At 70.7% G+C, this 24,316-nt stretch carries 25 protein-coding genes and 1 pseudogene; 16 read left to right on the plus strand and 10 right to left on the minus strand.

Going from position 1 to position 24,316, the window contains the following annotated elements; all coding sequences use genetic code 11:
- Nucleotide 1 precedes the first annotated feature (1 nt).
- The 4 genes from J3P44_RS01540 to J3P44_RS01555 are packed head-to-tail and all read left to right on the plus strand — an operon-like array spanning nucleotide 2 to nucleotide 3,841.
- The gene (locus J3P44_RS01540) at nucleotides 2-1,036 is read left to right on the plus strand and encodes an ABC transporter permease (protein WP_255888466.1); all 1,035 of its coding nucleotides are present in this window, start codon (nucleotides 2-4) and stop codon (nucleotides 1,034-1,036) included.
- Complete coding sequence (locus tag J3P44_RS01545; RefSeq protein WP_255888467.1) at nucleotides 1,033-2,022, plus strand: ATP-binding cassette domain-containing protein; 990 nt, start codon at nucleotides 1,033-1,035, stop codon at nucleotides 2,020-2,022. The genes J3P44_RS01540 and J3P44_RS01545 overlap by 4 nt, the downstream gene beginning before the upstream one ends.
- Nucleotides 2,019-3,056: a Gfo/Idh/MocA family oxidoreductase gene (locus J3P44_RS25345; protein ID WP_255888468.1), complete on the plus strand. Its 1,038-nt coding sequence runs from the start codon at nucleotides 2,019-2,021 to the stop codon at nucleotides 3,054-3,056. The genes J3P44_RS01545 and J3P44_RS25345 overlap by 4 nt, the downstream gene beginning before the upstream one ends.
- Nucleotides 3,053-3,841: a TIM barrel protein gene (locus tag J3P44_RS01555; protein ID WP_255888469.1), complete on the plus strand. Its 789-nt coding sequence runs from the start codon at nucleotides 3,053-3,055 to the stop codon at nucleotides 3,839-3,841. The genes J3P44_RS25345 and J3P44_RS01555 overlap by 4 nt, the downstream gene beginning before the upstream one ends.
- A gap of 14 nt (nucleotides 3,842-3,855) precedes the next feature.
- On the opposite strand, the gene J3P44_RS01560 is transcribed toward J3P44_RS01555, so the two are convergent.
- Nucleotides 3,856-4,641: a ferredoxin reductase domain-containing protein gene (locus J3P44_RS01560; protein WP_255888470.1), complete on the minus strand. Its 786-nt coding sequence runs from the start codon at nucleotides 4,639-4,641 to the stop codon at nucleotides 3,856-3,858.
- Nucleotides 4,642-4,831: 190 nt separating this feature from the next.
- Between J3P44_RS01560 and J3P44_RS01565 the strand changes: the two genes are divergently transcribed.
- Entirely contained in the window at nucleotides 4,832-5,743 is a 912-nt protein-coding gene (locus J3P44_RS01565) for a glutaminase (RefSeq protein ID WP_255888471.1), read from the plus strand.
- Between the two features lie 19 nt (nucleotides 5,744-5,762).
- Here J3P44_RS01565 and J3P44_RS01570 read toward each other — a convergent pair whose 3' ends face one another.
- The 6 genes and pseudogenes from J3P44_RS01570 to J3P44_RS01595 all read right to left on the minus strand — a co-directional run bounded on the left by J3P44_RS01570 (nucleotide 5,763) and on the right by J3P44_RS01595 (nucleotide 10,911).
- Complete coding sequence (locus tag J3P44_RS01570) at nucleotides 5,763-6,452, minus strand: GAF and ANTAR domain-containing protein (protein ID WP_255888472.1); 690 nt, start codon at nucleotides 6,450-6,452, stop codon at nucleotides 5,763-5,765.
- A gap of 31 nt (nucleotides 6,453-6,483) precedes the next feature.
- Entirely contained in the window at nucleotides 6,484-7,188 is a 705-nt protein-coding gene (locus J3P44_RS01575; protein ID WP_255888473.1) for a hypothetical protein, read from the minus strand.
- Nucleotides 7,189-7,349: 161 nt separating this feature from the next.
- A complete protein-coding gene (locus J3P44_RS01580; protein WP_255888474.1) occupies nucleotides 7,350-8,075 on the minus strand; it encodes a GAF and ANTAR domain-containing protein in 726 nt (241 codons plus the stop codon).
- A 172-nt stretch (nucleotides 8,076-8,247) separates the two neighbouring features.
- Nucleotides 8,248-8,625, minus strand: a pseudogene (locus J3P44_RS01585) (hypothetical protein); the annotation flags it as partial.
- A gap of 264 nt (nucleotides 8,626-8,889) precedes the next feature.
- Nucleotides 8,890-9,117, minus strand: a complete 228-nt coding sequence (locus J3P44_RS01590) for a hypothetical protein (RefSeq protein ID WP_255888475.1) — start codon at nucleotides 9,115-9,117, stop codon at nucleotides 8,890-8,892.
- A gap of 174 nt (nucleotides 9,118-9,291) precedes the next feature.
- Nucleotides 9,292-10,911 (minus strand): dolichyl-phosphate-mannose--protein mannosyltransferase, encoded by a 1,620-nt coding sequence (locus J3P44_RS01595; RefSeq protein WP_255888476.1) that lies wholly within the window; start codon nucleotides 10,909-10,911, stop codon nucleotides 9,292-9,294.
- Nucleotides 10,912-10,981: 70 nt separating this feature from the next.
- On the opposite strand from J3P44_RS01595, the gene rsmI reads away from it, so the two are divergent.
- The 8 genes from rsmI (at nucleotide 10,982) to J3P44_RS01640 (ending at nucleotide 20,189) form a co-directional block, all read left to right on the plus strand.
- Nucleotides 10,982-11,824 carry a 16S rRNA (cytidine(1402)-2'-O)-methyltransferase gene (gene rsmI / locus J3P44_RS01600; RefSeq protein WP_372496447.1) on the plus strand — a complete coding sequence of 281 codons (843 nt, stop codon included), beginning with the start codon at nucleotides 10,982-10,984 and terminating at the stop codon, nucleotides 11,822-11,824.
- The gene (locus J3P44_RS01605) at nucleotides 11,811-12,731 is read left to right on the plus strand and encodes a TatD family hydrolase (RefSeq protein WP_255888478.1); all 921 of its coding nucleotides are present in this window, start codon (nucleotides 11,811-11,813) and stop codon (nucleotides 12,729-12,731) included. The genes rsmI and J3P44_RS01605 overlap by 14 nt, the downstream gene beginning before the upstream one ends.
- Nucleotides 12,732-13,043: 312 nt before the next feature.
- Nucleotides 13,044-14,183: a resuscitation-promoting factor gene (locus tag J3P44_RS01610; protein WP_308212206.1), complete on the plus strand. Its 1,140-nt coding sequence runs from the start codon at nucleotides 13,044-13,046 to the stop codon at nucleotides 14,181-14,183.
- A gap of 46 nt (nucleotides 14,184-14,229) precedes the next feature.
- Nucleotides 14,230-15,156: a 16S rRNA (adenine(1518)-N(6)/adenine(1519)-N(6))-dimethyltransferase RsmA gene (gene rsmA / locus J3P44_RS01620; RefSeq protein WP_255888479.1), complete on the plus strand. Its 927-nt coding sequence runs from the start codon at nucleotides 14,230-14,232 to the stop codon at nucleotides 15,154-15,156.
- A complete protein-coding gene (locus J3P44_RS01625; protein WP_255888480.1) occupies nucleotides 15,153-16,040 on the plus strand; it encodes a 4-(cytidine 5'-diphospho)-2-C-methyl-D-erythritol kinase in 888 nt (295 codons plus the stop codon). The genes rsmA and J3P44_RS01625 overlap by 4 nt, the downstream gene beginning before the upstream one ends.
- Before the next feature lie 120 nt (nucleotides 16,041-16,160).
- Nucleotides 16,161-16,655: an NfeD C-terminal domain-containing protein gene (locus J3P44_RS01630; RefSeq protein ID WP_255888481.1), complete on the plus strand. Its 495-nt coding sequence runs from the start codon at nucleotides 16,161-16,163 to the stop codon at nucleotides 16,653-16,655.
- Between the two features lie 43 nt (nucleotides 16,656-16,698).
- The gene (locus J3P44_RS01635) at nucleotides 16,699-18,246 is read left to right on the plus strand and encodes a flotillin family protein (protein ID WP_255888482.1); all 1,548 of its coding nucleotides are present in this window, start codon (nucleotides 16,699-16,701) and stop codon (nucleotides 18,244-18,246) included.
- A gap of 92 nt (nucleotides 18,247-18,338) precedes the next feature.
- Nucleotides 18,339-20,189, plus strand: a complete 1,851-nt coding sequence (locus tag J3P44_RS01640) for an ABC-F family ATP-binding cassette domain-containing protein (protein WP_255888483.1) — start codon at nucleotides 18,339-18,341, stop codon at nucleotides 20,187-20,189.
- Between the two features lie 77 nt (nucleotides 20,190-20,266).
- Here J3P44_RS01640 and J3P44_RS01645 read toward each other — a convergent pair whose 3' ends face one another.
- Nucleotides 20,267-20,764 (minus strand): MarR family winged helix-turn-helix transcriptional regulator, encoded by a 498-nt coding sequence (locus tag J3P44_RS01645; protein WP_255888484.1) that lies wholly within the window; start codon nucleotides 20,762-20,764, stop codon nucleotides 20,267-20,269.
- Nucleotides 20,765-20,983: 219 nt separating this feature from the next.
- Here J3P44_RS01645 and J3P44_RS01650 point away from each other — a divergent pair, with 219 nt between their 5' ends.
- From J3P44_RS01650 to J3P44_RS01660, 3 genes are all read left to right on the plus strand, one after another.
- Complete coding sequence (locus J3P44_RS01650; protein WP_308212207.1) at nucleotides 20,984-21,784, plus strand: trans-aconitate 2-methyltransferase; 801 nt, start codon at nucleotides 20,984-20,986, stop codon at nucleotides 21,782-21,784.
- On the plus strand, nucleotides 21,781-22,161 hold the full coding sequence (locus J3P44_RS01655; protein ID WP_255888485.1) for a VOC family protein: 381 nt from the start codon (nucleotides 21,781-21,783) through the stop codon (nucleotides 22,159-22,161). Before J3P44_RS01650 ends, J3P44_RS01655 begins: the two co-directional genes overlap by 4 nt.
- 119 nt (nucleotides 22,162-22,280) lie before the next feature.
- A complete protein-coding gene (locus J3P44_RS01660; RefSeq protein ID WP_255888486.1) occupies nucleotides 22,281-22,742 on the plus strand; it encodes a hotdog fold domain-containing protein in 462 nt (153 codons plus the stop codon).
- Here the strand turns inward: J3P44_RS01660 and J3P44_RS01665 are convergent.
- Entirely contained in the window at nucleotides 22,739-23,602 is an 864-nt protein-coding gene (locus J3P44_RS01665; protein WP_255888487.1) for an amino acid ABC transporter permease, read from the minus strand. The two genes, J3P44_RS01660 and J3P44_RS01665, sit on opposite strands and share 4 nt — an antisense overlap.
- Nucleotides 23,599-24,288 carry an amino acid ABC transporter permease gene (locus J3P44_RS01670; protein WP_255888488.1) on the minus strand — a complete coding sequence of 230 codons (690 nt, stop codon included), beginning with the start codon at nucleotides 24,286-24,288 and terminating at the stop codon, nucleotides 23,599-23,601. Before J3P44_RS01670 ends, J3P44_RS01665 begins: the two co-directional genes overlap by 4 nt.
- Nucleotides 24,289-24,316: the final 28 nt, after the last annotated feature.

A 24,316-nucleotide genomic window follows, 5' to 3' on the forward strand; every position in this document is an offset into this window, starting at 1 on the left:
CATGACCACCACTGCCACCGCGGACGAACGGATCGTCCGCACCTCTCGTGTCGGCCGCGTGATGAAGCGCCCCGAGATCGGCGCGCTCCTGGCAGCCGCCGTGATCTTCGCCTTCTTCGCCATCACGACCGACACCTTCGCGACCGCACGGGGCGCCAGCACCTGGCTGGACTCGGCCTCGACGATCGGCATCATGGCCGTCGCGGTCGCGCTGCTGATGATCGGAGGCGAGTTCGACCTCTCCGCCGGCGCGATGACCGGATTCACCGGCCTCGTGGTCGGCGTCCTGACGACCGAGTACGGCCTCAACATCTGGGCCGCGATCCTGGTCTCGCTCGGCCTGGCCCTCGGAGTCGGGTTCCTCAACGGCCTGATGGTGATGAAGACCGGGCTGCCGAGCTTCATCGTCACCCTCGGCACGTTCTTCGTCCTGCAGGGCATCGACCTCGCAGGGACCAAGGCGCTGATCGGTCAGGTCGCCATCCAGGGCATGCGCAACGTCCCCTACTACGACCAGCCGCAGAAGCTCTTCGGGTCGTCCTTCGACCTCTTCGGCGGCACCGTGGTCGTCTCGATCCTGTGGTGGATCGCAGTCACCCTGGGCGCCACGTGGGTGCTGCTGCGTACCCGGGTCGGCAACTGGATCTTCGCGGTCGGCGGGGCACAGCAGTCCTCCCGCCAGGTCGGCGTGCCGGTCGTCTCCACCAAGATCGGGCTGTTCATGACCACCGCCGGCTGCGGCTGGCTGGTCGGGATGCTGCTGCTGTTCAGCAGCTCCACGGTGCAGAGCAACACCGGCGTCGGCCAGGAGTTCATCTACATCATCTGCGCCGTCGTCGGCGGGTGTCTGCTGACGGGCGGCTACGGCTCGGCGATCGGCGCGGCGTTCGGCGCGCTGATCTACGGCATGGCCAACCAGGGCATCGTCTACGCCGGCTGGGACAACAACTGGCTGAAGGCGTTCCTCGGCGCGATGCTGCTGGGAGCGGTCCTGCTCAACGAATGGGTACGCAAGCGGGCGGAGGAGACACGATGAGCGAGGACGAGAAGGTGAGCGCGACCGGCAAGCGGATCGGCCGGGTCGCCCGCGACTACGCGACGCAACAGGCCAGGGAAGCGGCGCACAAGAAGGAGCAGGAGATGGACGAGCCGACGACCACCGGCAGGGGTCCGGCGATTCCCCCCCGAGGAACCCCGATCATCGAGGTGACGGACATCGGCAAGTCCTACGGCCGGGTGATTGCGCTGGCGGAGGTGACCACGTCGGTGAAGGCGGGGGAGGTCACCTGCGTGCTGGGCGACAACGGCGCGGGCAAGTCGACGTTCATCAAGATCCTCGCCGGTGCGCACCAGCACACGGAGGGGAAGTTCGTCGTCGACGGCGAGGAGCGCCACCTGTCCAGCCCGCGCGACGCGCTGGCCCTCGGGATCGCGACCGTCTACCAGGACCTCGCGGTGGTTCCCCTGATGCCGGTCTGGCGCAACTTCTTCCTCGGCTCGGAGCCGGTCAAGGGCATCTGGCCGGCCCGCCGGCTGGACGTCGAGTTCATGAAGGAGACGACCCGCACCGAGCTGCTCGCGATGGGCATCGACCTGCGCGACGTGGACCAGCCGATCGGCACCCTCTCGGGCGGTGAGCGGCAGTGCGTCGCCATCGCACGCGCCGTCTACTTCGGGGCCCGGGTGCTGATCCTGGACGAGCCGACCGCTGCGCTCGGCGTCAAGCAGTCCGGCGTGGTGCTGAAGTACATCGCCAAGGCCCGTGACCGGGGTCTGGGGGTCGTGTTCATCACGCACAACCCGCACCACGCCTACCCCGTCGGAGACCGGTTCATGCTTCTGCGGCGCGGCCGCAGCATGGGCGACTTCCCGAAGGCCGAGCTGACCGTGCAGGACCTGACGTCGATGATGGCCGGCGGCGCGGAGCTGGAGTCCCTGGCTCACGAGCTCGAGCGCACGATGGGCTCGTCGAACGAGATGGTCGCGGAGCTCAAGGCCGAAGTCGAGGCGGAGGCACAGTGACGGTCCGCATCGCTCTCGTGGGCGCCGGTCGCATCGGCGCCCACCATGCAGAGCTCATCGCCCGGCACGTCCCCGGCGCGACCCTGGTCGCTGTCGCGGATCCGCGCCCCGGGGTCGCGTCATCCCTGGCCGAGCCGCTCGGCGCCCGGGCCGAGACCACTCCCGGCTCGGTGTTCGCGGCGACGGATGTCGACGCGGTCGTGATCGCCGCGTCGTCGGTCGCCCACGCCGGCCTGATCCGTGAGGCGGCCGAAGCCGGAAAGCACGTCTTCTGCGAGAAGCCGGCCGGGATGGACCTGGCCGAGATCGACGCGGGACGACAGGCGACGTCGACGGCCGGCGTGGCGTTCCAGGTGGGCTTCAACCGCCGGTTCGCTCCGGACTTTGCCGCGGCGCACGACGCCATCGCGGCCGGTCGGGTCGGCGACGTACGGCTGATGCGCTCTCTCACCCGGGACCCGGGGGACGGGCTCGCCGACCCCGGCGCGATCCCGCCCTGGACGATCTTCACCCAGACGCTGATCCACGACTTCGACACGCTCAACTGGCTCAACCCAGGAGCCCGGGCCGTGGACGTCTCTGCGACGGCCGATGCCCTGGTCGCGCCGGACTTCAAGGACGCGGGCCTGCTCGACACCGCCGTGGTCGTCATCCGCTATGACAACGGCGCGATCGCCACCGCCGAGGCGAACTTCGCGGCGACGTACGGCTATGACGTCCGTGGCGAGGTCTTCGGCTCACGCGGGATGGTGACCATCGGTGACGGGTCACGCACCTCGATGCGCCTGCACGACGCCGAGGGCCGCCTCGCCTCGACCGCGCGGAGTGACACCGATCTCCTCCGGGACGCCTACCTCGGCGAGTTCACCGAGTTCGTGGCCGCGATCCAACAGGGCCGTGCGCCGAGCGTCGGTGCCGACGAGGCGTGGGCGGCATTCGCCATCGCCGAGGCGGCGATCGAGTCCTGCCGCACGGGTGAGCGGGCCGCGGTCGCCGCCCCCGTCCTGGCTGACGATCGAGGAGCTTCGCGATGACGTTCACGTTGGCGGTGTGCTCGGAGATGGTCTACCTCGACGAGCCGCACCTCGACCGGGTCAAGCGCATCCACGACGCCGGCTTCGCGGTCGAGATCTGGGACTGGACGGCCAAGGACGCTGCAGCCCTGGCCGCCACCGGTGCACGCTTCACGTCGATGACCGGTTACGTCAGTGGGGACCTGACAACGCCCGCCGGGAGCGAGGCGCTGCTCGCGTCGGCGGCGGAGTCGATCGAGTTCGCCCGCATCATCGGTGCCCCAGCGCTCAACCTGCATGGCACCGGTCTCGGGGAGGGTGGCCTCCCCGTCGCGCCTGTCGACGTCGTGACGGGTGAGATGTGGCTGGCCGCGCTGCGGACGCTCGAACGGGTGGCCGAGCTGGGTGAGCTGCACGAGATGACGTTCGTGCTGGAGAACCTCAACACCGAGGTGGACCACCCGGGCACGCCGTTCGCCCGCGCAGCGGACACGCTGGCCCTGGTGCGGGCCGTGGGGAGTCCGCACCTTCGCATGAACCTGGACCTCTATCACGCGCAGATCGGCGAGGGGAACCTGATCGAGCTGATCCGCAGTGCAGCGCCCTACGTCGGTGAGGTGCAGGTCGCCGACGTGCCTGGCCGCTGTGAGCCCGGCACCGGCGAGGTCGCCTGGTCCGCGGTCGCCCGGGCCCTGGCCGACACCGGGTACGACGGGGTGGTGGCGTTGGAGGCGTTCGCCAGTCGTCCCGGAATGGCAGGTTCGGATGCAGCGCTGTCCGCTTTCCGGGAGACCTTCACGGTGTAGCTGGCCCAGCCCGTTCAGGCGGCGTCGTCGGGGTCGTCCGCCTCGGCCAGCGTCGCCTCGGCGGCCCGCACCTCCTCGACCTCCCCGAACGGGTTGCCGCCGAGCGACAGGAACCGCTCCTGGTGCCGCCGCTCCCGCGGGACGTCGAGCGTGCGCAGCACGCCCGCGACCGCCTTCATGTAGGGCGCCGGGCCGCAGCAGAAGCTCGTCCGATCGGCGTACGGCGCGGCGAAGGTATGCAGCTGCGCCTCGGTGGGCAGGCCCTGCACCGACTCGAGCCAGTGCACGACCTGCAGCCGGTCAGGGTGCTCGGCCGCCAGCGCGGCGAGTGCGTCGGCGAAGATCACCGACCGCTCGTCGCGGTTGGCGTAGAAGAGGGTGAGGCGGTTGGAGTGGCCGGCCAGTGCGGTCCGGACGATCGACATGATCGGCGTGATCCCGGAGCCTCCCGCGAAAAGGAGAAGGTCTGCCGACCAGTCGTGGGGCGTGAAGATGCCCGAGGGTGGCAGCACGCGCACCGTGCTGCCCACGGCGAGGCGGTCGTGGATCCAGCCCGATGCGTAGCCGTCGACGGTGCGTTTGACCGTCACTGTCAGTGGCTCACCCGGAGGCGTGCAGATCGAGTAGCAGCGCGCTGCCAGGCCGGTGAGGTCCGAGGGCACGCCGAGGGTGAGGTACTGCCCGGGAGCGAAGGCGAACACGTCGGCGAGCTCGCCAGGCACCGCGAAGGTGATCGACCTGGCATCGGGGGTCTCGTCGACGATCGCGGACACTTCGAGCAGGTAGGACTCGGAGGACAACTTTCGGGCTCCCATCGTGGACGGACGCGGTCGTAGCCAGGTCCGGGATCGCTCCCCCAGCCGGGGACCCTACTCATCGCAGGTCCGGGCTGGCGTGGCCGATCGCTGGGTGGACGTGACGTGCCCTGACCCTGTGCCGGAATCACGGCCCGGACCGGCGCCTCGGCCGCGACTGCGCGAGGATGGCGCGGTGGAGATCACAGATGCCCTGCTGCGCGCGCAGGAGGCCGCCGCCCCCGAAGTCGGTCGCGGCCGGCTGGCCGAGTACATCCCCAGCCTGGCGGGGGTGGACCCCCACCAGTTCGGGATGGCGATCGCGTCCTGCGACGGCGAGGTGCACGTCATCGGCGACGCCGACGTGCGCTTCTCGGTGCAGAGCATCAGCAAGGTCTTCACCCTCGCGATGGTCGTCGCCGCCGAGGGGGAGAAGATCTGGGAGCGGGTGTCGCGCGAGCCGTCGGGCAACCCGTTCAACTCGTTCCTCCAGCTCGACCAGGAGGCCGGCCGCCCGCGCAACCCCTTCATCAACGCCGGCGCCCTCGTCGTCACCGACCGGTTGCACGCACTGACGGGAGACGCGAGCGGAGCCCTGCGCGACCTGATGCGCCGCGAGAGCGGGCGCGCCGACGTGGACAGCGACCCGGAGGTGGCCCGCTCGGAGCTCGAGGCGGGGCACCGGACGCTCGCGGTCGCGCACCTGCTCGCCAGCTACGGCAACCTCGAGGGGTCGGTGGAGCAGGTCATCGACCAGTACGTCGCGCAGTGCGCCCTCTCGATGACCTGCCGCGAGCTGGCGCTCGCCGGCCTGTTCCTCGCCCGCGACGGGGTCCTCGCCGACGGGAGCCAGCTGCTCACCGCCCGGCAGGCGAAGCGGGTCAACGCCGTCATGCTCACCTGCGGGACGTACGACTCGGCCGGCGAGTTCGCCTACCGAGTGGGGCTGCCGGCAAAGAGCGGCGTCGGCGGCGGCATCCTGGCCGTCATCCCTGACCGGGGCGTCGCCTGCGTGTGGAGTCCGGCGCTGGGTCCCTCCGGCAGCTCCGCGGCCGGCCTGGCCGCGCTGGACGCCTTCACCACGTTCTCCGACTGGACGGTCTTCTGAGGGCCTCCGGCACGCGGCGTCACTCGGAGCCGGTCGTGCCCTCGCCGAGGTCGCTGATCATCCGATCGGCCACGACCCGCAGCTTGGTGTTGCTCGTCGAGGACAGGCGCGCGAGGAACGCGAAGGCCCGGGCCTCGTCCAGGCCGTAGCGCTGCATCACCACGCCCACTGCCTGGCCGATCCGCTGCCGCGTCTGGGCCGCCTCCTGGAGCTGGGTGATCTGCCGTGCGTACTCGAGAGCCATGGCGGCCTGGTGGGAGAACAGCTCACCCACGGCGCCCAGGTCCTCGAAAGCACCCGCCTCGAGGGCGTAGAGGTTCAGCGCCCCGTTGGAGTGTTGCGCGTCGAAGAGCCGGAGGCCGGCCTGCGCCTGGATCCCCGCCGCCACGGCAAGCGGGGCGTAACGCGGCCAGCGCCGGTCCTCGGCAAGGTGCGGCGCCGTGACGTGCACGCTCTCCACCGCTGCCTCGTAGCACGGGCCCTCCTGGAAGCGGTACTGGGCAGCGTCGACGTCGAAGATGAGGTCGTCGGTGGGCGCCACCGTCTCGAGTCGTCCGTCGGCGTGCTTGATCGTGATGCTCGCGTACGCCACGTCCGGCAGGGCCTGCACCGCTGCCGCCGTGATGTTGGCGAGGGTCTCGTCGAGGTCCGCGGGCGTCAGCGCGTCCCTCAGCTGACGGCTCAGCTCGACGAACTCGCTCCCGGTCATGAAGTCAAGGTACCCCGAAATCGCGGGCGGCCTAGCGCTCGGAGTCGTGGAGCTCGATGATGACTCGGGCGAGCTTCCCGACGGGCACGCCGGCCCGCGCGGCCGACTCCTCGAGCTGCGCTCGGGCAGCGTCGACAGGGACCTGGCGCGCGGCAGCCAGGATGCCGGTGGCGGCTGAGACCAGCGCGTCCTCGCGAAGCCGCGCCGGTGCCTGCTCCGCGACCTGTCGGGTCGAGAAGGAGAGGTCGGCGTTCGCCACCGCGCCAGGGGCCCAGGCGCTGAAGACCGTGGCGAGCAGCCCGTGCTTGCCCTCGAAGGTGTTCTCGGTGCGTCCGTAGAGGTTGACGGTGCCCGTCACCCGTTCGCCCTCGAGGATCGGGAAGGTCAACGTGCTGCGCACGCCCGCGGCAGCCGTGGCCCGGGCGAAGGCACTCCAACGGGGCTCGCTGAACAGGTCGTCGGAGGTCGTGGCGATGCCGTGCTCGTCGTCCATCGCGTCCACGCAGGGCCCGCTCGTCAGGTACTGGACTCCGTCGAGTGCCGCGATCTCGTCGTCGGTGGCGACCAGGGTGAACGTGATGCCGTGCTCGTGGGCGGCGATGCTGAAGCCGACGAGGTCCGGCGCGAGCCCTCGGGCCAGCTCGGCGCTCCGTTGCAGCTGGTCGCGGATCGTGTCGTCGTCGAGGTGAGGATCCAGCTCGTCGAGTGCCTCGACCGTCTCCGGGATGGGTTCCATGGTCTGTCGCCAGTACCCGGATGTCCGATCGCGATACGCAGGCGTCGATTCTCGGGGCGCGATTGCGCGCGGTCAGGACTCGCCCGCGGTCGGCTGATGAGCACCGGGGGCTGGGTCCCTGCAGAGAACCGAGGTTGCTGCTGCGCAGAGCCTAGGCGGCTTCAGCCGACTTGTCCCGAGAATCCAGAGGTCGGGACGGCTGCAGCTCCGGGCAGCCTGCCGGTGTCGACCACGTGCTGGGCGACGTGGAAGAGCTTGACGTTCTGCTGGGAGGAGAGGCGCTTCAGCACGTCGAACGCCCGGTCGGAGGAGAGGTCGAACCGCTCGCGCAGCATTCCGGTCGCCTCACCGATGACCTGGCGACTGCGCATCGCCTGCTGGAGCTGGTCCAGCTCGAGGGACGCGGCCATGGCGACTGCTGCCTGGGCCGCGACGACCAGCCCGTCCACCATGTCGTCGTGGTCGAACGCATCGGGCTTCTTGGCGTACAGGTTCATCGCGGCGAAGCTCTCGCCCTCGGTGAAGAGGCGGAAGCCCATGGCCGAGCGGATGGCGAGGTGCTCGGCGATGTGGGAGCCCCAGCGGGGCCAGCGCGGGTCGGTTGCCACGTCGACGACGGTCACCACGTCGGCCTTCCGCAGGGCATCCACGCAGGGGCCCTCGCCGAGCTTGTGCTGGAGCTCGTCGATCAGCCGGACGTCCTCGTGATTGGCGGCCGCGGTGTGCATGCCGTCCGGGCGGAACACCGACAGGCCGGCGAGGTCGCAGTCCTCGATCAGGTCGACGGCCGTCTGGACGACGCGTTCGAGCGTCTGCTCGGTGTCAGACTCCTCAGCGATGCCGCGCGCTGCCTCGGCCAGCTGCTGGTTGAACTCGTAGCGATCCATCCCCGGCTCCTCCCTCAAGGCCCCGGCCTGATCCTAGGTCGAAAGCGGAGAGACGTACGCCGAACGACGCGGGGCGCTCAGCGGCCGTTGCCGAAGCAGACCACGTGGCGCTTGCCGGCCTTCCATCCGGACTCGCTGACCCGCCACCACACTAAGCGGGTGTCGGATCCCTTCAGGGTGCTCGGGCAGCGGCGCCGGGCCACGGCGTCCTGTCGATCGACGGAGTACGGGCCTTCGGCACCGTGACGAGGCCCCGGGAGATCCACGCGTGGCGGCTCGCGCAGGAGACGACGAACAGCTTGGCGTTCCGGCACTTGCGGTCCACGCGGTCGATGTTGCCGTCGACGAACGGCGTCGTGCTGGGCAGGTTGCCCAGCTTCTCCCCGTCGAGGATGTTCACGTCGCAACGGATCCAGCGGGCGCCCAGCTCCAGCTGGGACCTCGTCGGCGTGAACCAGGAGGAGGTGTAGGCGTCGAGGTGACTCTGCGCGTGCGTCGTGCCGATCGCGTTGCGCCACGCGGGCCGGCACGTCTCGTGGGCGAATCTGTTGAGCTGCGCGTTGGGCCTGCCCCGACAAGTCGTACTTGCTGGGTGCGATCAGTCACGACATTCCCCGACCGCCGGTGCCCCGGCGAGGGGGTCACCCGCCGTCGCCCCGGGCTGGGCTGCCGCCGGAAGGGTCGCTGCTGCGGACAGCAGCGTGACAAGAGCCGTCGCGACGACGGACCACACCGATCGGGTCATGTGAGTGGCACCTTGCGCGCGCGACGTGACCCCGCCCGGGCTGGATCGGGCGGGGTCAGCGCAGAGGTGTCAGCCCTTGCGTGGTCCGAACAGGAGCCCGCGACGTGGCTTGGCCTTGGCCTCGCGCGGCTCGGGGATGGCCGGTGCCGGCCACCAGTCCACCTCGGGGTAGCCGGCGCGGTTGAAGCCCTCGCGGTAGACGAAGTTGTCTCCGCACGAGCAGACCCACCGCTCGCCGAGCTCGTGCTCCTCGTCCGCGGACGGCGCGGCCTCGGTCTGCAGACATACGTGGATCATTGTCGGATCCATGGCGCACCCTCCTTGCGTCGGCCCCGGTGGCCCCGTCGTCCCATCGTGGTCTGCCACTACGTCGAACACCATGGGCGACCGGCCGACTTCGGGGCTTCTTGATCGAACCTCGGGTGAACCTGTCCACTTGGGCCGGGCCGGTCTGGGCCGGTTGGGCCGGTGTCAGATCCAGCGCTGGAACCAGATACGGGCGTCCCACTCCGACTTGGTCAGGAGCTCGTCGGTCCAGATGGGCCAGAACCACGCGAAGGCGACGAGGGCAAGGACCGTGTAGCTCCCGGCGACGACCACCCCGAACGTGCGACGCCGCGTCGGCACGTCGGAGGCGCCGATCAGGTGCCCCATGGCCAGGGCGACGGAGAGCACCATGAAGGGGAGGGAGGTGATGGCGTAGAAGAAGAAGATCGGCCGGTCGTCGTGGAGGAACCACGGCAGCCAGGTGCTGGCCAGGCCCACCACGGCGACGCCGTGCCTCCAGTCGCGGGCGCCGACCCACAGCAGCAGCGAGGCGACCATCGCCAGGCATCCGCCCCACCAGACGACCGGGTTCCCGATCAGCAGGACCTGCCGGATGCACGTCGACCCGCTCGGGGCCTCGCACCCCTGCGACCCCGGCTGGATGTCGGTCTGGGCGTCCACCCCCACCGGTCGGCCCATCACCAGCCAGGTCGACGGCTTGGAGGCGTAGACGTGGGTGGAGTCATTGAGGAAGTGGCTGTGGAAGGTGAAGACGTCCTGGTGGTAGGACCAGAGCGACCGCAACGACTGGGCGACCTCGCCGAGGCCGTCGGCATCGGGCTCACCGGGGACGCAGTCCGCGCTCGGCGGTGAGGGACATTGCGCGGTCGGCCACGCCTCGCCCCCGCCGTACGTCGTGTACTGGGTGTTGCTGAAGGCGACCTCGTAGGCGTCGGCGTGCATCAGCCAGCCGGTCCAGCTGGCGACGTAGGTGACCAGTGCGACCCCGACCAGGGCGAGGAACGCGGGGATGCCGTCGAGGACGATCGAGCGCAGCAGCGGCCGGCGCTGCCCGAACGCGCGCCGGGCGCCGGCGCTCCACAGCCACACCAGCAACCCGAAGACGGCGAGCGTGTAGAGCGCCGACCACTTCGTGCCGCACGCGAGGCCGAAGCTCACCCCGCCCGCCAACAGCCACGGACGCCACCAGCCGAGCCATCGCGAGTGCTCTTCGCCGGACGCGAGACGGTCGCGCAGCCACTGGCGGTCGGCGACCACGCAGTGGACCCCGCAGAGGAGGAAGAAGGCCAGGAAGATGTCCAGCAGGGCCAGCCGCGAGAGCACCAGCTGCAGGCCGTCGACCGAGAGCAGCAGTCCGGCGACGAGGCCCAGGACCGTCGACCCGGTCACCCGCCGGACGAACCGGCACATCAGCAGCACCATCAGCGCGCCGACGATGGCAGACGCCATCCGCCAGCCGGCGGGATCCATGCCGAAGACCTTGATGCCGCCCGCGATCAGCCACTTGCCCACCTCGGGGTGGACGATCATCGAGGGACCGTCCTGCCACAGGCCCATGACGTTGCCGTTGAGGATGGTCTTGTCGGCGTCCTCGACGTAGCCACGCACGTAGCCGAAGTTGAGCAGCGACCAGGCGTCCTTGGCGTAGTAGGTCTCGTCGAACGAGAACTGGTGGGGGGTGCCGAGGTGCCACCGCCGCAGGAAGAAGGCCAGGCTCGCGAGGCAGATCGCGCCGACCCAGCCGAGGACGGGATCCTCCGACTGCCAGCGCGGACGATTCCGCTCGGCGGCACTCGGGGTCACGACCGGAACTCTAACCAGAGCCCGGAGCCGCGTCGGGCACGCGCGCGTGGCCCGGGCGACGCCGCCTGCCATGATCGACCCCATGGCTGGCGTCCTGGTCCTTGCGGGCACCCCGATCGGCCAGGCCGGTGACGCTCCGCCCCGGCTGGCCGCCGAGCTCTCCGGTGCCGACGTGGTCGCCGCGGAGGACACCCGCCGGCTCAAGCGGCTCTGCACCGACCTCGACATCACGCTGTCGGGGCGGGTGGTCTCCTACTTCGAGGGCAACGAGCGGGCCCGCACGCCCGCGCTGCTGGAGGCTCTGCTCGCCGGCGACCGGGTGGTGCTGGTCACCGACGCCGGGATGCCGAGCGTCTCCGACCCCGGCTACCGGCTGGTGGCCGCCGCGGTCGAGCACGACGTACGCGTGACCGCGGTCCCCGGACCCAGCGCCGTCCTCACCGCCCTCGCCGTCAGTGGCCTGCCGGTCGACCGGTTCTGCTTCGAGGGCTTCCTGCCGCGCAAGGCCGGTGAGCGCGCCCGCCGCCTCGCGGCCCTCGCCGCGGAGGAGCGGACCATGGTCTTCTTCGAGGCGCCCCACCGCACCGCGGATGCCCTCGCGGCGATGGCGGAGGCGCTGGGGGAGGACCGCGCGGCCGCGGTGTGCCGCGAGCTCACCAAGACCCACGAGGAGGTGCGCCGCGGCCCGCTCGCCGAGCTCGTCACGTGGGCCGGCGAGGGCGTACGCGGAGAGGTGACCATCGTCGTCGAGGGCTCGGCCGGCGCGCCCGCCGTGGACACCGACCCGGGCTCGCTGCGTACGGCCGTGGCCGGGCTCGAGGCATCGGGCTCCACGCGCAAGGAGGCGATCGCGGAGGTCGCCCGGCGTGCTGGACTGCCCAAGCGGGAGGTGTACGACGTTGTCCACCGCTGAGGACCCGGCGGGCCCGACCCGCAGCCGGGCGGCGACCGAGGAGAGGACCGGCGCCCGCCGCGACCGCGAACGACCGCCGGCGCCGGAGCCGCTCCCGCACCCGGTCGTGGACAGCCACTGCCACCTCGACATCGCCGACGGCGACTGGCTCTCCACCGAGGACGCGCTGTCCGCCGCCGCTGCGGTCGGGGTGCCGCGGATCGTCCAGATCGGCTGCGACCTGCCCGGTGCCCGCTGGGCCGTGGCCGCCGCGGCCGAGCACGACGCGCTGGTCGCCGGTGTCGCGCTGCACCCCAACGAGGCGCCGCGGCTCGCTGCCTCGGGCGACCTCGAGGCCGCGCTGGAGGAGATCGAGCGGCTCGCCACCGCGCACGACAAGGTCCGCGCGATCGGCGAGACCGGCCTCGACCGCTTCAGACATGCACAGAGTCGGACGGGGGAGGGGGGCTGGGCCGCGCAGGAGGAGAGCTTCCGCCGCCACATCGACCTGGCCAAGCGGCTGGACCGGACGCTGGTCGTCCACGACCGCGACGCCCACGACGACGTGCTGCGTGTCATCGACGAGGAAGGGGCGCCCGAGCGCTGGGTGATGCACTGCTTCTCCGGCGACGACGACTTCGCCCGGCGGTGCCTCGACCGAGGCGCCCACCTCAGCTTCGCCGGGACGGTCACGTTCAAGAACGCCGCGCCCCTGCGCAACGCGCTCGCCGTCACGCCCCGCGACCGGATCCTGGTCGAGACCGACGCGCCCTTCCTCACCCCGACGCCCTACCGCGGCCGCCCCAACGCGTCCTACCTCGTGCCGCTGACGATGAGGGCGATGGCGGAGGTGCTGCAGGCCGACCTGGAGGAGCTCTGCCGGGCCGTGGACGCCAACACCGAGGCCGCCTTCGGGGGCTCCTGGTAGCGCTCCGGACGCGGCTCCGCACGCCCGGCCGACGCGCTGGCGAGGCACTCCTGCGTGAGCAGCGTCTCGCCCGGATCTATGCTGCCGAGTTTGCGTCATGGCCCATCGTCGTTATCGTCTTGTGATTGTTGGCCGGGATCGGGAGCGATTTCGGCAGCACGAAGGACCGGCTCGGGTTGGTCCTGCGAGACCCCCGCTCGCACGTCGTACGGCTCCACCGGCTGATCGAGAACTGGTCGGACGTGGCTGCTGCGCACGCTGGGTGGGGGGTGCTGCCACCCGAGGCCCGGGGAGTACGACGTTCGGAGAATCGTGCGCTCTCGTCTCGCGCAGCTCAGCAAGTCCAAGGCAGTCCTGGCGACCCTCGTGGGGGTGGTGGTGGCAGCCGTCGCAGCGACGACGGTCGGCTATGCCGCACTCAGCAAGGACGTGACCCTCACCCTCGACGGGCGCACCACCCACGTGAGCGCCATCGGCGACACGGTCGGTGAGGTGCTCGCCGCCGAGGGCATCGACGTCAGCGACAAGGACCTGGTCGCTCCCGCGGTCGACGAGACCGTGACCGACGGCACGGCGATCGCCGTCCAGTTCGGGCGCCCCCTGGAGCTCTCCGTCGACGGCGAGTCCCACACCTACTGGGTCAACTCCACCGACGTCGCGAGCGCCCTGGGCGAGATCGGCCGCCGCTTCGACGGCGCCGACCTGTCCGCGAGCCGCAGCTCCTCGATCGGTCGCACCGGTCTCAAGCTCGAGGTCGTGACCCCCAAGGTCGTCCGCATCAAGCTCGGCGCCAAGGACCTCAGGAAGCACAGGGTCACCGCGCTGACCGCGGCCGACGTGCTGAAGTCGATGGACTTCGACGTCGACAAGCACGACCAGGTCAAGCCCTCGTTGAGCACCGAGATCACCGACGGCGACAAAGTCGTCGTCACCGACATCCGGATCGCGACCAAGAAGGTGAAGCGCGAGGCCATCGACGCCGGCGTCATCGAGCGCGAGGACCCCACCATGTACGAAGGTGAGGAGGAGGTCGTCCGCTCCGGCAAGGACGGCGCCCGCAACGTCACCTACCGCCTGCGCTTCGTCAACGGCGAGCTCGTGGCCCGCAAGGTCGTGACGTCCTCGGTCCGGACCAAGGCCGTCCCGGCGATCGTCAAGGTCGGCACCAAGGAGAAGCCCGAGGTCACCACCAGCAACTTCGCCGGCGGCAGCACCGTCTGGGACTCCCTGGCGCAGTGCGAGTCCGGCGGCAACTGGGCGATCAACACCGGCAACGGCTACTACGGCGGTCTCCAGTTCAGCCTCAGCACGTGGCGCGCCTACGGCGGCACGGGCTACCCGCACCAGGCCTCCCGCGAGACCCAGATCGCCGTCGCCACCCGGCTGCGCGACGCCACCGGTGGCTACGGCTCCTGGCCGGGCTGCGCCGCCAAGCTGGGCCTGCCGACCTGACGCACAGCCGTCACGAGGCCACGAAGTGCCCTACTAGGCTCATCACATGACCACGTCCCCGGCCGGCCCGAGGCTCCTCGGGCCGGCCGAGGTGCGTGCGCTGGCGGCCGAGCTCGACCTGAGACCGACCAAGCAGCGTGGGCAGAACTTCGTCATCGACGCCAACACCGTGCGCCGGATCGTGCGCGAGTCGGGCGTCACCGCCGACGACGTCGTGGTCGAGGTCGGACCGGGCCTCGGCTCGCTGACGCTGGCCCTCCTCGAGGTCGCCGGACGCGTCATCGCGATCGAGGTCGACCCCCTCCTCGCCGAGCGGCTGCCCGCCACCATCGCGGCGTACGCACCGGGACAGGTCGACCGCTTCGACGTGGTGCTGGCCGACGCCATGCGCGTCGAGTCGGTGCCGGGCCCTGCCCCGACCGCCCTGGTGGCCAACCTCCCCTACAACGTCTCCGTGCCGGTGCTCATCCACCTGCTGACCCTGCTGCCCTCGCTCGAGCGCGGGCTGGTCATGGTGCAGGCCGAGGTCGCCGACCGACTCGCGGCCGGGCCGGGGTCGAAGACCTACGGCGTGCCCAGCGTGAAGGCCGCGTGGTTCGCCGACGTACGCCGAGCCGGCTCGATCGGCCGCAACGTCTTCTGGCCGGCGCCCAACGTCGACTCCGGCCTCGTCGCCTGGACCCGACGCGAGCCGCCGCAGACCACGGCCAGTCGCCAGGAGGTCTTCGCCGTCGTTGATGCCGCCTTCGCCCAGCGGCGCAAGCAGGTCCGCGCCGCGCTGCGCGGTCTGGCCGGATCGGCCGACATCGCCACCGCCGCCTTGGAGCACGCTGGGGTCGACCCCACTGCCCGCGGCGAGGTGCTGACCGTCGAGGACTTCGCCCGGATCGCCGAGGGTCTCGCCGCACAGGACGTCCCGCCGTCGGTCGAGGAGGTCGTGCAGCGACCGTCACGAGACCCGGACCCCGCATGAGCATCACGGTCCGGGCGGCCGCGAAGATCAACCTCCACCTCGGGGTCGGCCGCGTCCGCGAGGACGGCTTCCACCCGCTCGACACCGTCTACCAGGCCGTCTCGCTCTACGACGACGTCACGGTGTCGCAGGGCACCGAGGAGTCCGTCTCGGTGTCGGGCTCGTCCTCGATCGACGTCCGCGACGTGCCCACCGACACCTCCAACATCGCGATGCGCGCGCTGGCCGAGGTGCCCTGCTCCTCGCGGCACGTCGTCCGCATCGACAAGGCCATCCCGGTCGCGGGCGGCATGGCGGGCGGGTCCGCCGATGCGGCGGCGGCACTGCTGGCGCACGACCGGCTGCACGGCCTCGCCCAGCCCGACGCCGTGCTCCTCGAGCAGGCGGCCCGGCTCGGGAGCGACGTACCGTTCTCCCTCGTCGGCGGTACGGCGCGGGGCCGGGGCCGTGGCGAGGTCGTGGAGCCGATCGCGGACGAGGGTGCCTGGTGGTGGGTCGTCGTGCCCTCCGGCGTCGGCCTGTCGACCCCGGACGTCTACCGCCACTTCGACCGTCTTTTCCCCGATGCGCCGCCGCAGCCCGACGAGCCCACTGAGCTGCTCGCCGCACTGGCGAGCCGTGAACCGCTCCGGCTCGCCCGCGCGCTGCACAACGACCTCCAGGAGCCAGCGGTCGACCTGCGTCCCGAGCTCGGCGTCCTCATCGCCCTGGGCGAGGTCGAGGGCGCGCTGCGCGGGCTGGTCAGCGGCTCCGGCCCGACCGTTGTCTTCCTCTGCGAGTCGGCGGACGGCGCCCGGGCGACCGCGGCCGGCCTCGCGGGAGCAGGACACGACGTCGTCCTCACCGCCACCGGCCCTGTCGCCGGCGCACACGTGGTGTCCTGACCGGCTTGCCGACCCGCAGGTGTGCGGGCCGCGGATCGGGGAAAGATGGCGATAGTCGGGGAAGCATGCCGATAGGTTGTGCGCGACATTCGCGTCATCGGGGGACTGGGGGAGGCAGGCGTGACTGTGTTGTTGGTCGTCGGCGCGGCCGGCGTCGTGCTGCTCCTCGTCGCCCTGCTCGTCGGTGATGTCCTCGACGGCGCGCTCGAAGGCCTGAGCGCAGGCTTCTTCTCGACCGAGGCGCTCGCCGGCTTCCTCGGCGCCCTCGGCTTCGGCGGTGCCATCGCGCTGGAGGTGACCGGCTCCACGTCGATGGCCGTGGTCATCGGTCTCGCACTGGGCGTGCTGCTGGGTGCGGCAGCGGCCAAGGCCTCCCGCTTCCTCGGCAGCGGCGAGTCCGACACGGTCCGCACCTCCGACATGGTCGAGAAGATCGGAATCGTGGTCAGCGCCATCCCCGAGGAAGGCTTCGGCGTCGTGTCCATCAGCGTGGGTGGCCACATCACCCGGCTCAACGCCCGCTCGAGCGTCGCCGTGCCTGCGGGCACCCAGGTGAGCGTCACCTCGACCATCTCGCCCACGGCCGTCCAGGTCGAGCCGCTCTTCCTGCCCTGAACCCCTCCGCCCACGCCCTACCTGCCTCCAAGGAGCACTGCACATGTTCGATCTCTCCCCGGTCGTCACCTCCGTGATCGGCCTCCTCGTCCTCCTGGTGCTGCTCGTGCTCCTGGTGACCACGCGCTACAAGGTTGCTGGCCCCAACGAGTCGTTCATCATCACCGGGCGCAAGGGCAAGGGCGAGGTGCGCAACCCGGAGACCGGCGAGATCTCCACCGACCTCTCCGGCCAGAAGGTCGTCATGGGCGGCGGCGTGTTCGTCATCCCGTTCGTGCAGCGGCTGGCCACGCTCGACCTGTCATCGCGCCGGATCTCCGTCCAGATCCGCGGCGCGGTCTCCGGGCAGGGCATCAAGCTCAACCTCGACGGGGTGGCGCTCGTCAAGGTCGGTGGCAACGAGGACTCGATCCGGGCCGCCGGCCAGCGCTTCCTCAGCCAGCAGGCCGACATCGAGACCTTCACCCAGGAGGTCCTTGCCGGTGCACTGCGCTCGATCGTCGGCTCGATGTCGGTGGAGCAGATCATCCGCGACCGCGCTGCCTTCGCGCAGCGGGTGGCGGAGGAGTCCGAGTCCTCGCTGACGGGCCAGGGCCTGGTGCTCGACACCTTCCAGATCCAGGACATCACCGACGACGGCTCCTACCTCGCCGACCTCGGTCGCCCCGAGGCCGCCAAGCTCAACCAGCTCGCGTCCATCGCCGAGGCCAACGCCCGTCAGGCGGCCGAGCAGGCCCGGATCGCCGCCGAGCAGGAGATCGCGATCACCCAGCGGGCGCTGGCCCTCAAGAACGCGGAGATCAAGGCGGAGACCGACGCCGCCAACGCCCAGGCGGCGGCCGCCGGCCCGCTGGCGCAGGCCGACCGCGACCAGGCCATCCTGCTCGAGCAGGAGAAGGTCGCGGTGCACCAGGCAGCCCTCAAGGAGCGCCAGCTCGACACCGAGGTCCGCAAGCCGGCCGACGCCGAGCGCTACCGCGTCGAGACCGAGGCCCAGGGACGCCGCAGCTCCGCGATCCTCGAGGCCGAGGCGCGCAAGGCAGCGTCGATCGCCGACGCCGAGGCGGAGGCCGAGAAGGCGCGCCTGACTGGTGAGGGTGAGAAGTCCCGCCGTTCCGCGCTGGCCGAGGCGGAGGCGATCGAGGGTGCCAAGCGCGGCGAGGCCGAGAAGGCCCGCCGTGTCGCCGAGGCCGACGCCCTGCGCGCCGAGGGCGAGGCGCAGGCAGCGGCGATCCTGGCGGCCGGCCAGGCCGAGGCCGAGGCCATGGACAAGAAGGCCGCCGCCTTCGCCGGCTACAACGAGGCCGCCGTGCTCCAGATGCTGATCGAGGTCATGCCCAAGGTCGCCGCCGAGCTCGCCCGCCCGATGGGCGACATCGACAAGCTGACCGTCATCTCCTCCGACGGGGCCGGCGAGCTGCCCAAGCAGGTCACCAAGAACTTCGTCCAGACCATGGAGCTGCTGAAGACCACCACCGGCCTCGACGTCGAGACGCTGATCCAGAAGTACGCCGGGACGACGGCCGCGAGCCTGCCCACGAAAGCGCCGGTCGCGACGCCGCGCGACGGAGTGACCCCAGCGGCCGACTGACGCCTCCCGGTGCGCCCCTCGTGGCACCTCACGCGGGTGCACCTCTCCTGGGTGCGCCCCGAGTGGGGCGTACCTGAGAGGATCGCCACGACATGGCGAACCTCATCAACCTCGAGCGGGTCTCGAAGTCCTACGGCGTCCGGCCTCTGCTCGACAACGTGTCCCTCGGCATCTCGGTCGGGGAGCGGGTCGGGGTGGTCGGTCGCAACGGCGACGGCAAGACCACGCTGCTCGAGGTGATGACCGGCCTCGAGGAGCCCGACTCCGGCCGGGTCTCGCGCACCCGCGGGGTCGAGATCGGCTACCTCCACCAGGGCGACGAGCTCGTCGACACCCACACCGTGCGCGAGGCGGTGCTGGCCGGCCGAGCCGACCACGAGTGGGCCGCGGACCCGACTACGCGACAGGTGGTCGAGGAGCTGCTCGCGGGCGTCACCCTCGACCGTGCGGTCGTCGGGCTGTCCGGCGGCGAGCGTCGCCGCTGCGCCCTGGCGGCGCTGCTGCTGTCGCGCCACGACCTGATCGTCCTCGACGAGCCCACCAACCACCTCGACGTCGAGGCGGTCGCGTGGCTCGCGTCCCACCTGATCAGCCTGCCCAGCGCGCTCATCGTCGTGACCCACGACCGGTGGTTCCTCGACGAGGTGTGCCAGACGACGTGGGAGGTCCATGACGGCGCGGTGGACTCCTACGAGGGCGGCTACGCCGCGTACGTCCTGGCGAAGGCCGAGCGGCAGCGCCAGGCCGCGGCGAGCGAGACCCGTCGGCAGAACCTGGCTCGCAAGGAGCTCGCGTGGCTTCGGCGCGGTCCGCCGGCGCGTACGTCGAAGCCGAAGTTCCGCATCGACGCGGCCAACGCGCTGATCGACGACGTCCCACCGCCGCGCGACCCGATGGAGCTCCAGCGCTTCGCCAGCCAGCGGCTCGGCAAGGACGTGATCGACATCGAGGACGTCGACCTCGCCCGCGGTGACCGGGTGCTGCTCACGCACGCGACCTGGCGGATCGGGCCGGGCGACCGGGTCGGCATCGTCGGCGTCAACGGCGCCGGCAAGACCTCCCTGCTCTCACTGATCACTGGTGCGCTCCCTCCCGACGTGGGCAAGGTCAAGCGAGGACGAACGGTCGAGATGCAGCACCTCACCCAGGCCCTCGACGAGATCGACCCCGCGGCTCGGGTGCTGCCGACCGTCGAGTCGATCCGTCGCGTCACCAAGACCCTGGACGGGCAGGAGCTCACCGCGACGTCGCTGCTGGAGCGCTTCGGCTTCACCGGCGACCGGTTGACGGCGCGGCTGGGGGACCTGTCCGGTGGCGAGCGACGTCGCTTCCAGCTGCTCAAGCTGCTGCTCACCGAGCCCAACGTGCTGCTGCTCGACGAGCCCACCAACGACCTCGACATCGACACCCTCAACGTGCTCGAGGACTTCCTCGACAGCTGGCCCGGCACGCTCATCGTGGTGTCCCACGACCGCTACTTCCTCGAGCGGGTGACCGACTCGATCTGGGCGCTGCTGGGCGACGGCCAGGTGTCGATGCTCCCGCGCGGGGTGGATGAGTACCTCGAGCGGAGAGTCGCGCAGCACTCCTCGGGCAGTGGCACCCAGCCGCTCGGCGCCGAGAGTGGGGGCGTACGTCACTCGGTCGAGGCCGCGTCCGGCGAGGTGCCGTCCGAGTCAGTGCCCCCGGTCGCCGCGCCAGCCGCGTCCCCCAAGGCCCGGCCCGGCAGCGCGGAGGACCGCGCCGCCCGCAAGGTGCTCGCCCGGGTGGAGAAGCAGCTCGAGCGGATCGCCGTACGCGAGGCCGAGCTGCACGTCGAGATGGAGGCCAACCTCACCGACTACGCGCTGCTGGCGCGGGTGGGCGAGGAGCTGGGCGTGCTGGCCGCGGAGAAGGACGAGCTCGAGATGGAGTGGCTCGAGGCTTCCGAGGCGGTCGAGTAGACGCGCGGACAATGCTCCGCGCCACCCATCGGCGCAGGCGTAGCCCTCACGGCCTCCGGGGACCAATGTCCGCGTGTCTACGGCGTGGGGGAGCCGAACGGCGCGAGGAGCGATCGCAGCAGCGCGGCCAGCTTGGTGCGGTCGCGGTCGGGAAGGTCGGCGAGCAGGTCGGCCTCGGCCGCCAGCAGCGCCTCGAAGGCGCCGTCGACGGCGGCCTTGCCCTCGAGCGTCAGCCGGACGAGCACGCCCCGTCGGTCGCGGGGGTCAGGCAGGCGCTCGACCAGCCCGCGCGCCGTGAGTCGGTCGACCCGGTTGGTCATGGTGCCGCTGGTGACGAGGGTCTCGCGCAGCAGGCGGCCGGGGGAGAGCTCGTACGGCGCGCCCGCGCGGCGCAGCGCAGCCAGCACGTCGAACTCCCAGGACTCGATGCCGTGGGCTGTGAAGGCGTCGCGGCGGGCGAGGTCGAGGTGGCGGGCAAGGCGGCTGATGCGGGAGAACACCTCGACGGGAGCGAGGTCGAGGTCGCCGCGTTCGCGCCCCCAGGCCTCGACCAGGTCGTCCACCTCGTCCCGCATGCCGCCATCCTGCCAGATCAATCGAGAATCTTGACATCGAGATGGTTTGCGGCGACTCTGGGAAGTATCTCGACATCAAGACATATCACCCTTCCTCCACGTCGCTCGCTCCGATAGTCCGCTGCATTCGTCCGGTCTCCGGGTAGCCACGACCGGCCTTTGCAGCGGACTACCGTCCGGGCACAGTGGATGGAGGAGCGAACGCGACGAGGAGAACACATGAGCCAGATGAGCCACAGCTGGGACCCTGACCGCTACCTGACGTACGCCGACCAGCGCGGGCGGCCGTTCGCCGACCTGCTGGCGCGCGTGCCGGCCGAGAAGCCGAGGACCGTCGTCGACCTGGGCTGCGGCCCGGGCAACCTCACCGCGCTCCTGGCCGACCGGTGGCCCGACGCGGCCGTGACCGGAATCGACAGCAGCCCGGAGATGATCGCCGCCGCGCGTGAGATCGCGGGCGTTCGGTGGGAGGTCGCCGACCTGCGCGACTGGGTGCGCCCCGACCCGCTCGCGCTGCGAGCGCCCGTCGACGTACTGGTCTCCAACGCCACCCTGCAGTGGCTGCCCGACCACATCGAGCTGCTGCCGCGCCTCGTGGACCGGGTCGCCCCGGGCGGTTGGTTCGCCTTCCAGGTCCCGGGCAACTTCGACGAGCCCAGCCACACCATCCGCACCGACATCGCCGAGCGCACGCCGTACGCCGAGCACGTCCGCGACGTCGCGGTGCCCTCGAGCCACGAGCCCGTCGACTACCTCCGGGTGCTGCTCGGCCTGGGGTGCGAGGCCGACGTGTGGGAGACGACGTACCTCCACGTGCTCACGGGCCCGGACCCCGTCTTCGACTGGGTGTCGGGCACCGGCGCCCGGCCCACGATCCAGGCGCTCCCCGAGGAGCTGCGGGGCGAGTTCGAGGACGAGTTCAGGAGGCTGCTGCGCGAGGCCTATCCCGCGGATCCGTCCGGCCGGGTCGTCCTGCCGTTCCGCCGGATCTTCGCGGTGGCCCGCACGGCCGCGTCGTGAGGCTGCACCACGTGCAGGTCGCCTGCCCGCCGGGCGGCGAGGACGCGGCGCGCCGCTTCTATGCCGACGGCCTCGGCATGACCGAGGTCGACAAGCCGGCGGACCTCCAGGCCCGCGGCGGCTGCTGGTTCCGGGGGTACGACGACTCGGGCGCCGTGACCGCCGAGCTGCACGTCGGCGTCGAGGAGCCGTTCGCGCCGGCGCGCAAGGCGCACCCGGCGTTCGTCGTGGACGACCTCGAGGAGGTCGCGGACCGGCTGCGTGCGCTGGGCGTCGAGGTCGACGACAGCCAGCGGGAGTCGTTCCCCGGCCACGTGCGGTTCCACACGTTCGACCAGCACGGCAACCGCGTCGAGGTCCTGGCTGCGGCCCGCTGACGGTTTCCCCGCGTACGCGGGTAATCCGGCGGCGCGAGGGGTTTGCAAACCCCCGGTGGTGACAGTTTCCCCGCGTACGCGGGGAAACCAACAAAGTTACCGGCTGGTAGTATCACGCCATGCCTGCCGTCCTCGACCTCTGGAAGAAGACCTCCGCGCTGCCCCTGGGCGACCGGATCTTCTCGTTCGCCTTCAGCCAGAAGGCCCCCTACTTCGCCACCATCCGCCCGCGCTTCACCGTGGTCGAGCCCAACCGGGCCGAGCTGGTCATCCGCAAGCGCCGCGGCGTGCACAACCACATCAAGACGGTGCACGCGATCGCGCTGTGCAACGGGCTCGAGGCGGCGATGGGCGCGCTGGCCGAGTCGACCATCCCGCGGGACAAGCGCTGGATCCCCAAGGGGATGGAGGTCGCCTACACCGCCAAGGCCGACTCCGACATCACCTGCATCGCCGAGACCGACCCGGAGCAGTGGACGTCCGGCGACCCCGACCTGCCCGTGCGCGTACGCGGTGTGCGCGCCGACGGCACCGTCGTGGTCGAGGGAGTCATCCGGCTCTGGGTGACGCCCAAGAGCTAGGCGATCGGCGCGTTCCGCTCCGACCGCACCTCACCGACCATCGGGACGAACAGCTCCTTCTTCTCGCCGACGAGGCGCTTCTGCACCATCGTGGCGATGAGAGTGAGGACGAGGTTCACCGCGACGTACAGCGCCGTGATCACGATGGCGGTGGGCACCTGGTTCCTGAACTCGAGGTAGATCGGCTTGCCGACCGCGGTGAGGCCGGGCGCGAGGATGTAGTAGCCGAGGCTGGTGTCCTTGAGCGCGACGACCATCTGGCTGATGATCGCAGGGAGCATGATCTTGACCGCCTGCGGGAGCAGCACAGAGGCCATCACCTGCGACTTGCGCATGCCGATCGCGTAGGCCGCCTCGGACTGCCCGATCGGCACGGCGTTGATGCCGGCGCGGAAGACCTCGGCGAGCACGGACCCGTTGTAGAGCGTCAGTGAGATGACCACGCACCAGAACGAGCTGAGCGGGCCACTGCCGATGGAGAGCAGGAAGAAGGCGAACACCATCAGGAGCAGGACCGGGACCGCGCGGAAGAACTCCACGACCAGCCAGGCCGGCCAGCGGACCACGGCGTGGTCGGAGAGCTTGGCGACGCCGAACACGAGCCCGAACACGACGGCGAAGATAATCGAGAAGAACGCCATCTTGAGCGTCTCGAGCAACCCGTCGATGAGGATGTACTCGATGTAGGCGGGTGAGACGAACGGCTCCCAGAGCTCGTACTCCAGCTGGCCGCGGTCGTAGAGCGTCCAGACAGCGAAGGCGACCAGGCCGGACAGGGCCAGCAGGCTGATGACGGAGTAGACGCGGTGCCGGGCGACCGTCTTGGGGCCGGGGGCGTCGAAGAGGATGGATGCGCTCATCGGGCCACCTTGACCTTGCGCTCGATGGCGTGGGAGGAGAGCGACACGACCTCGACGATGATGATGTAGCCGATCGCGAAGGCGAGGAAGATGCCGGTGCGCTGGTCGGCGTTGTTGTTGGTCAGAGCCCGCATGGTGGCCACTGCCTCCGCCATTCCGAATGCAGCCGCGACCGAGGTGTTCTTCACCAATGCGATCTGCACGCTGGTCATCGGCGGGATGACGGCCCGCATCGCCTGGGGGAGGACCACGAGCTTCATCGACTGAGCGAAGGTCAGCCCGATCGCCCGGCCGGCCTCGGCCTGGCCCAGCGGCACGGCGTTGACGCCTGAGCGCACCGCCTCGCACACGAAGGCGGAGGTGTAGAGGGTCAGCGCAATGGTCGAGCGGACGAAGAAGGCCGAGACGTTGTAGCCGGCGATCTCCCAGTCCTCGACGAAGGTGAAGTTGTAACCGAGGACCGGCATCGCGATCGCCATGAAGATGAAGATCATCAACAGCGGGGTGTTGCGGAAGAGCGTCACGTAGACGGCCGCCGCCTTGTTGAGGATCGCGACCGGCCCGACGCGGAAGACCGCCAGGATCGTCCCCCAGATCAGTGAGAGCAGGCCGGAGACGAGGAAGAGGCCGATCGTCAGGGCGAACGCCTTGAGGTACTCGTCGAAGCTCGACAACACCGCTTCCATCCGCGGCTCCTCTCTGCAAGGGCGCCGG

Origin of the sequence: Nocardioides astragali, assembly GCF_024436375.1 — a bacterium.
Lineage (GTDB): Bacteria > Actinomycetota > Actinomycetes > Propionibacteriales > Nocardioidaceae > Nocardioides > Nocardioides astragali.

Excerpts from the sequence above, each read along its gene's own strand:
- J3P44_RS01670 (WP_255888488.1), bottom strand. The coding sequence starts at position 24,288 with ATGGAAGCGGTGTTGTCGAGCTTCGACGAGTACCTCAAGGCGTTCGCC.
- J3P44_RS01635 (WP_255888482.1), top strand. The coding sequence starts at position 16,699 with ATGTTCGATCTCTCCCCGGTCGTCACCTCCGTGATCGGCCTCCTCGTC.
- J3P44_RS01540 (WP_255888466.1), top strand. The coding sequence starts at position 2 with ATGACCACCACTGCCACCGCGGACGAACGGATCGTCCGCACCTCTCGT.
- J3P44_RS01555 (WP_255888469.1), top strand. The coding sequence starts at position 3,053 with ATGACGTTCACGTTGGCGGTGTGCTCGGAGATGGTCTACCTCGACGAG.
- J3P44_RS01640 (WP_255888483.1), top strand. The coding sequence starts at position 18,339 with ATGGCGAACCTCATCAACCTCGAGCGGGTCTCGAAGTCCTACGGCGTC.
- J3P44_RS01650 (WP_308212207.1), top strand. The coding sequence starts at position 20,984 with ATGAGCCAGATGAGCCACAGCTGGGACCCTGACCGCTACCTGACGTAC.
- J3P44_RS01590 (WP_255888475.1), bottom strand. The coding sequence starts at position 9,117 with ATGATCCACGTATGTCTGCAGACCGAGGCCGCGCCGTCCGCGGACGAG.
- J3P44_RS01545 (WP_255888467.1), top strand. The coding sequence starts at position 1,033 with ATGAGCGAGGACGAGAAGGTGAGCGCGACCGGCAAGCGGATCGGCCGG.
- J3P44_RS01580 (WP_255888474.1), bottom strand. The coding sequence starts at position 8,075 with ATGGATCGCTACGAGTTCAACCAGCAGCTGGCCGAGGCAGCGCGCGGC.
- J3P44_RS01645 (WP_255888484.1), bottom strand. The coding sequence starts at position 20,764 with ATGCGGGACGAGGTGGACGACCTGGTCGAGGCCTGGGGGCGCGAACGC.
- J3P44_RS01625 (WP_255888480.1), top strand. The coding sequence starts at position 15,153 with ATGAGCATCACGGTCCGGGCGGCCGCGAAGATCAACCTCCACCTCGGG.
- J3P44_RS01570 (WP_255888472.1), bottom strand. The coding sequence starts at position 6,452 with ATGACCGGGAGCGAGTTCGTCGAGCTGAGCCGTCAGCTGAGGGACGCG.
- rsmA (WP_255888479.1), top strand. The coding sequence starts at position 14,230 with ATGACCACGTCCCCGGCCGGCCCGAGGCTCCTCGGGCCGGCCGAGGTG.
- J3P44_RS01665 (WP_255888487.1), bottom strand. The coding sequence starts at position 23,602 with ATGAGCGCATCCATCCTCTTCGACGCCCCCGGCCCCAAGACGGTCGCC.
- J3P44_RS01575 (WP_255888473.1), bottom strand. The coding sequence starts at position 7,188 with ATGGAACCCATCCCGGAGACGGTCGAGGCACTCGACGAGCTGGATCCT.
- J3P44_RS01660 (WP_255888486.1), top strand. The coding sequence starts at position 22,281 with ATGCCTGCCGTCCTCGACCTCTGGAAGAAGACCTCCGCGCTGCCCCTG.
- rsmI (WP_372496447.1), top strand. The coding sequence starts at position 10,982 with ATGATCGACCCCATGGCTGGCGTCCTGGTCCTTGCGGGCACCCCGATC.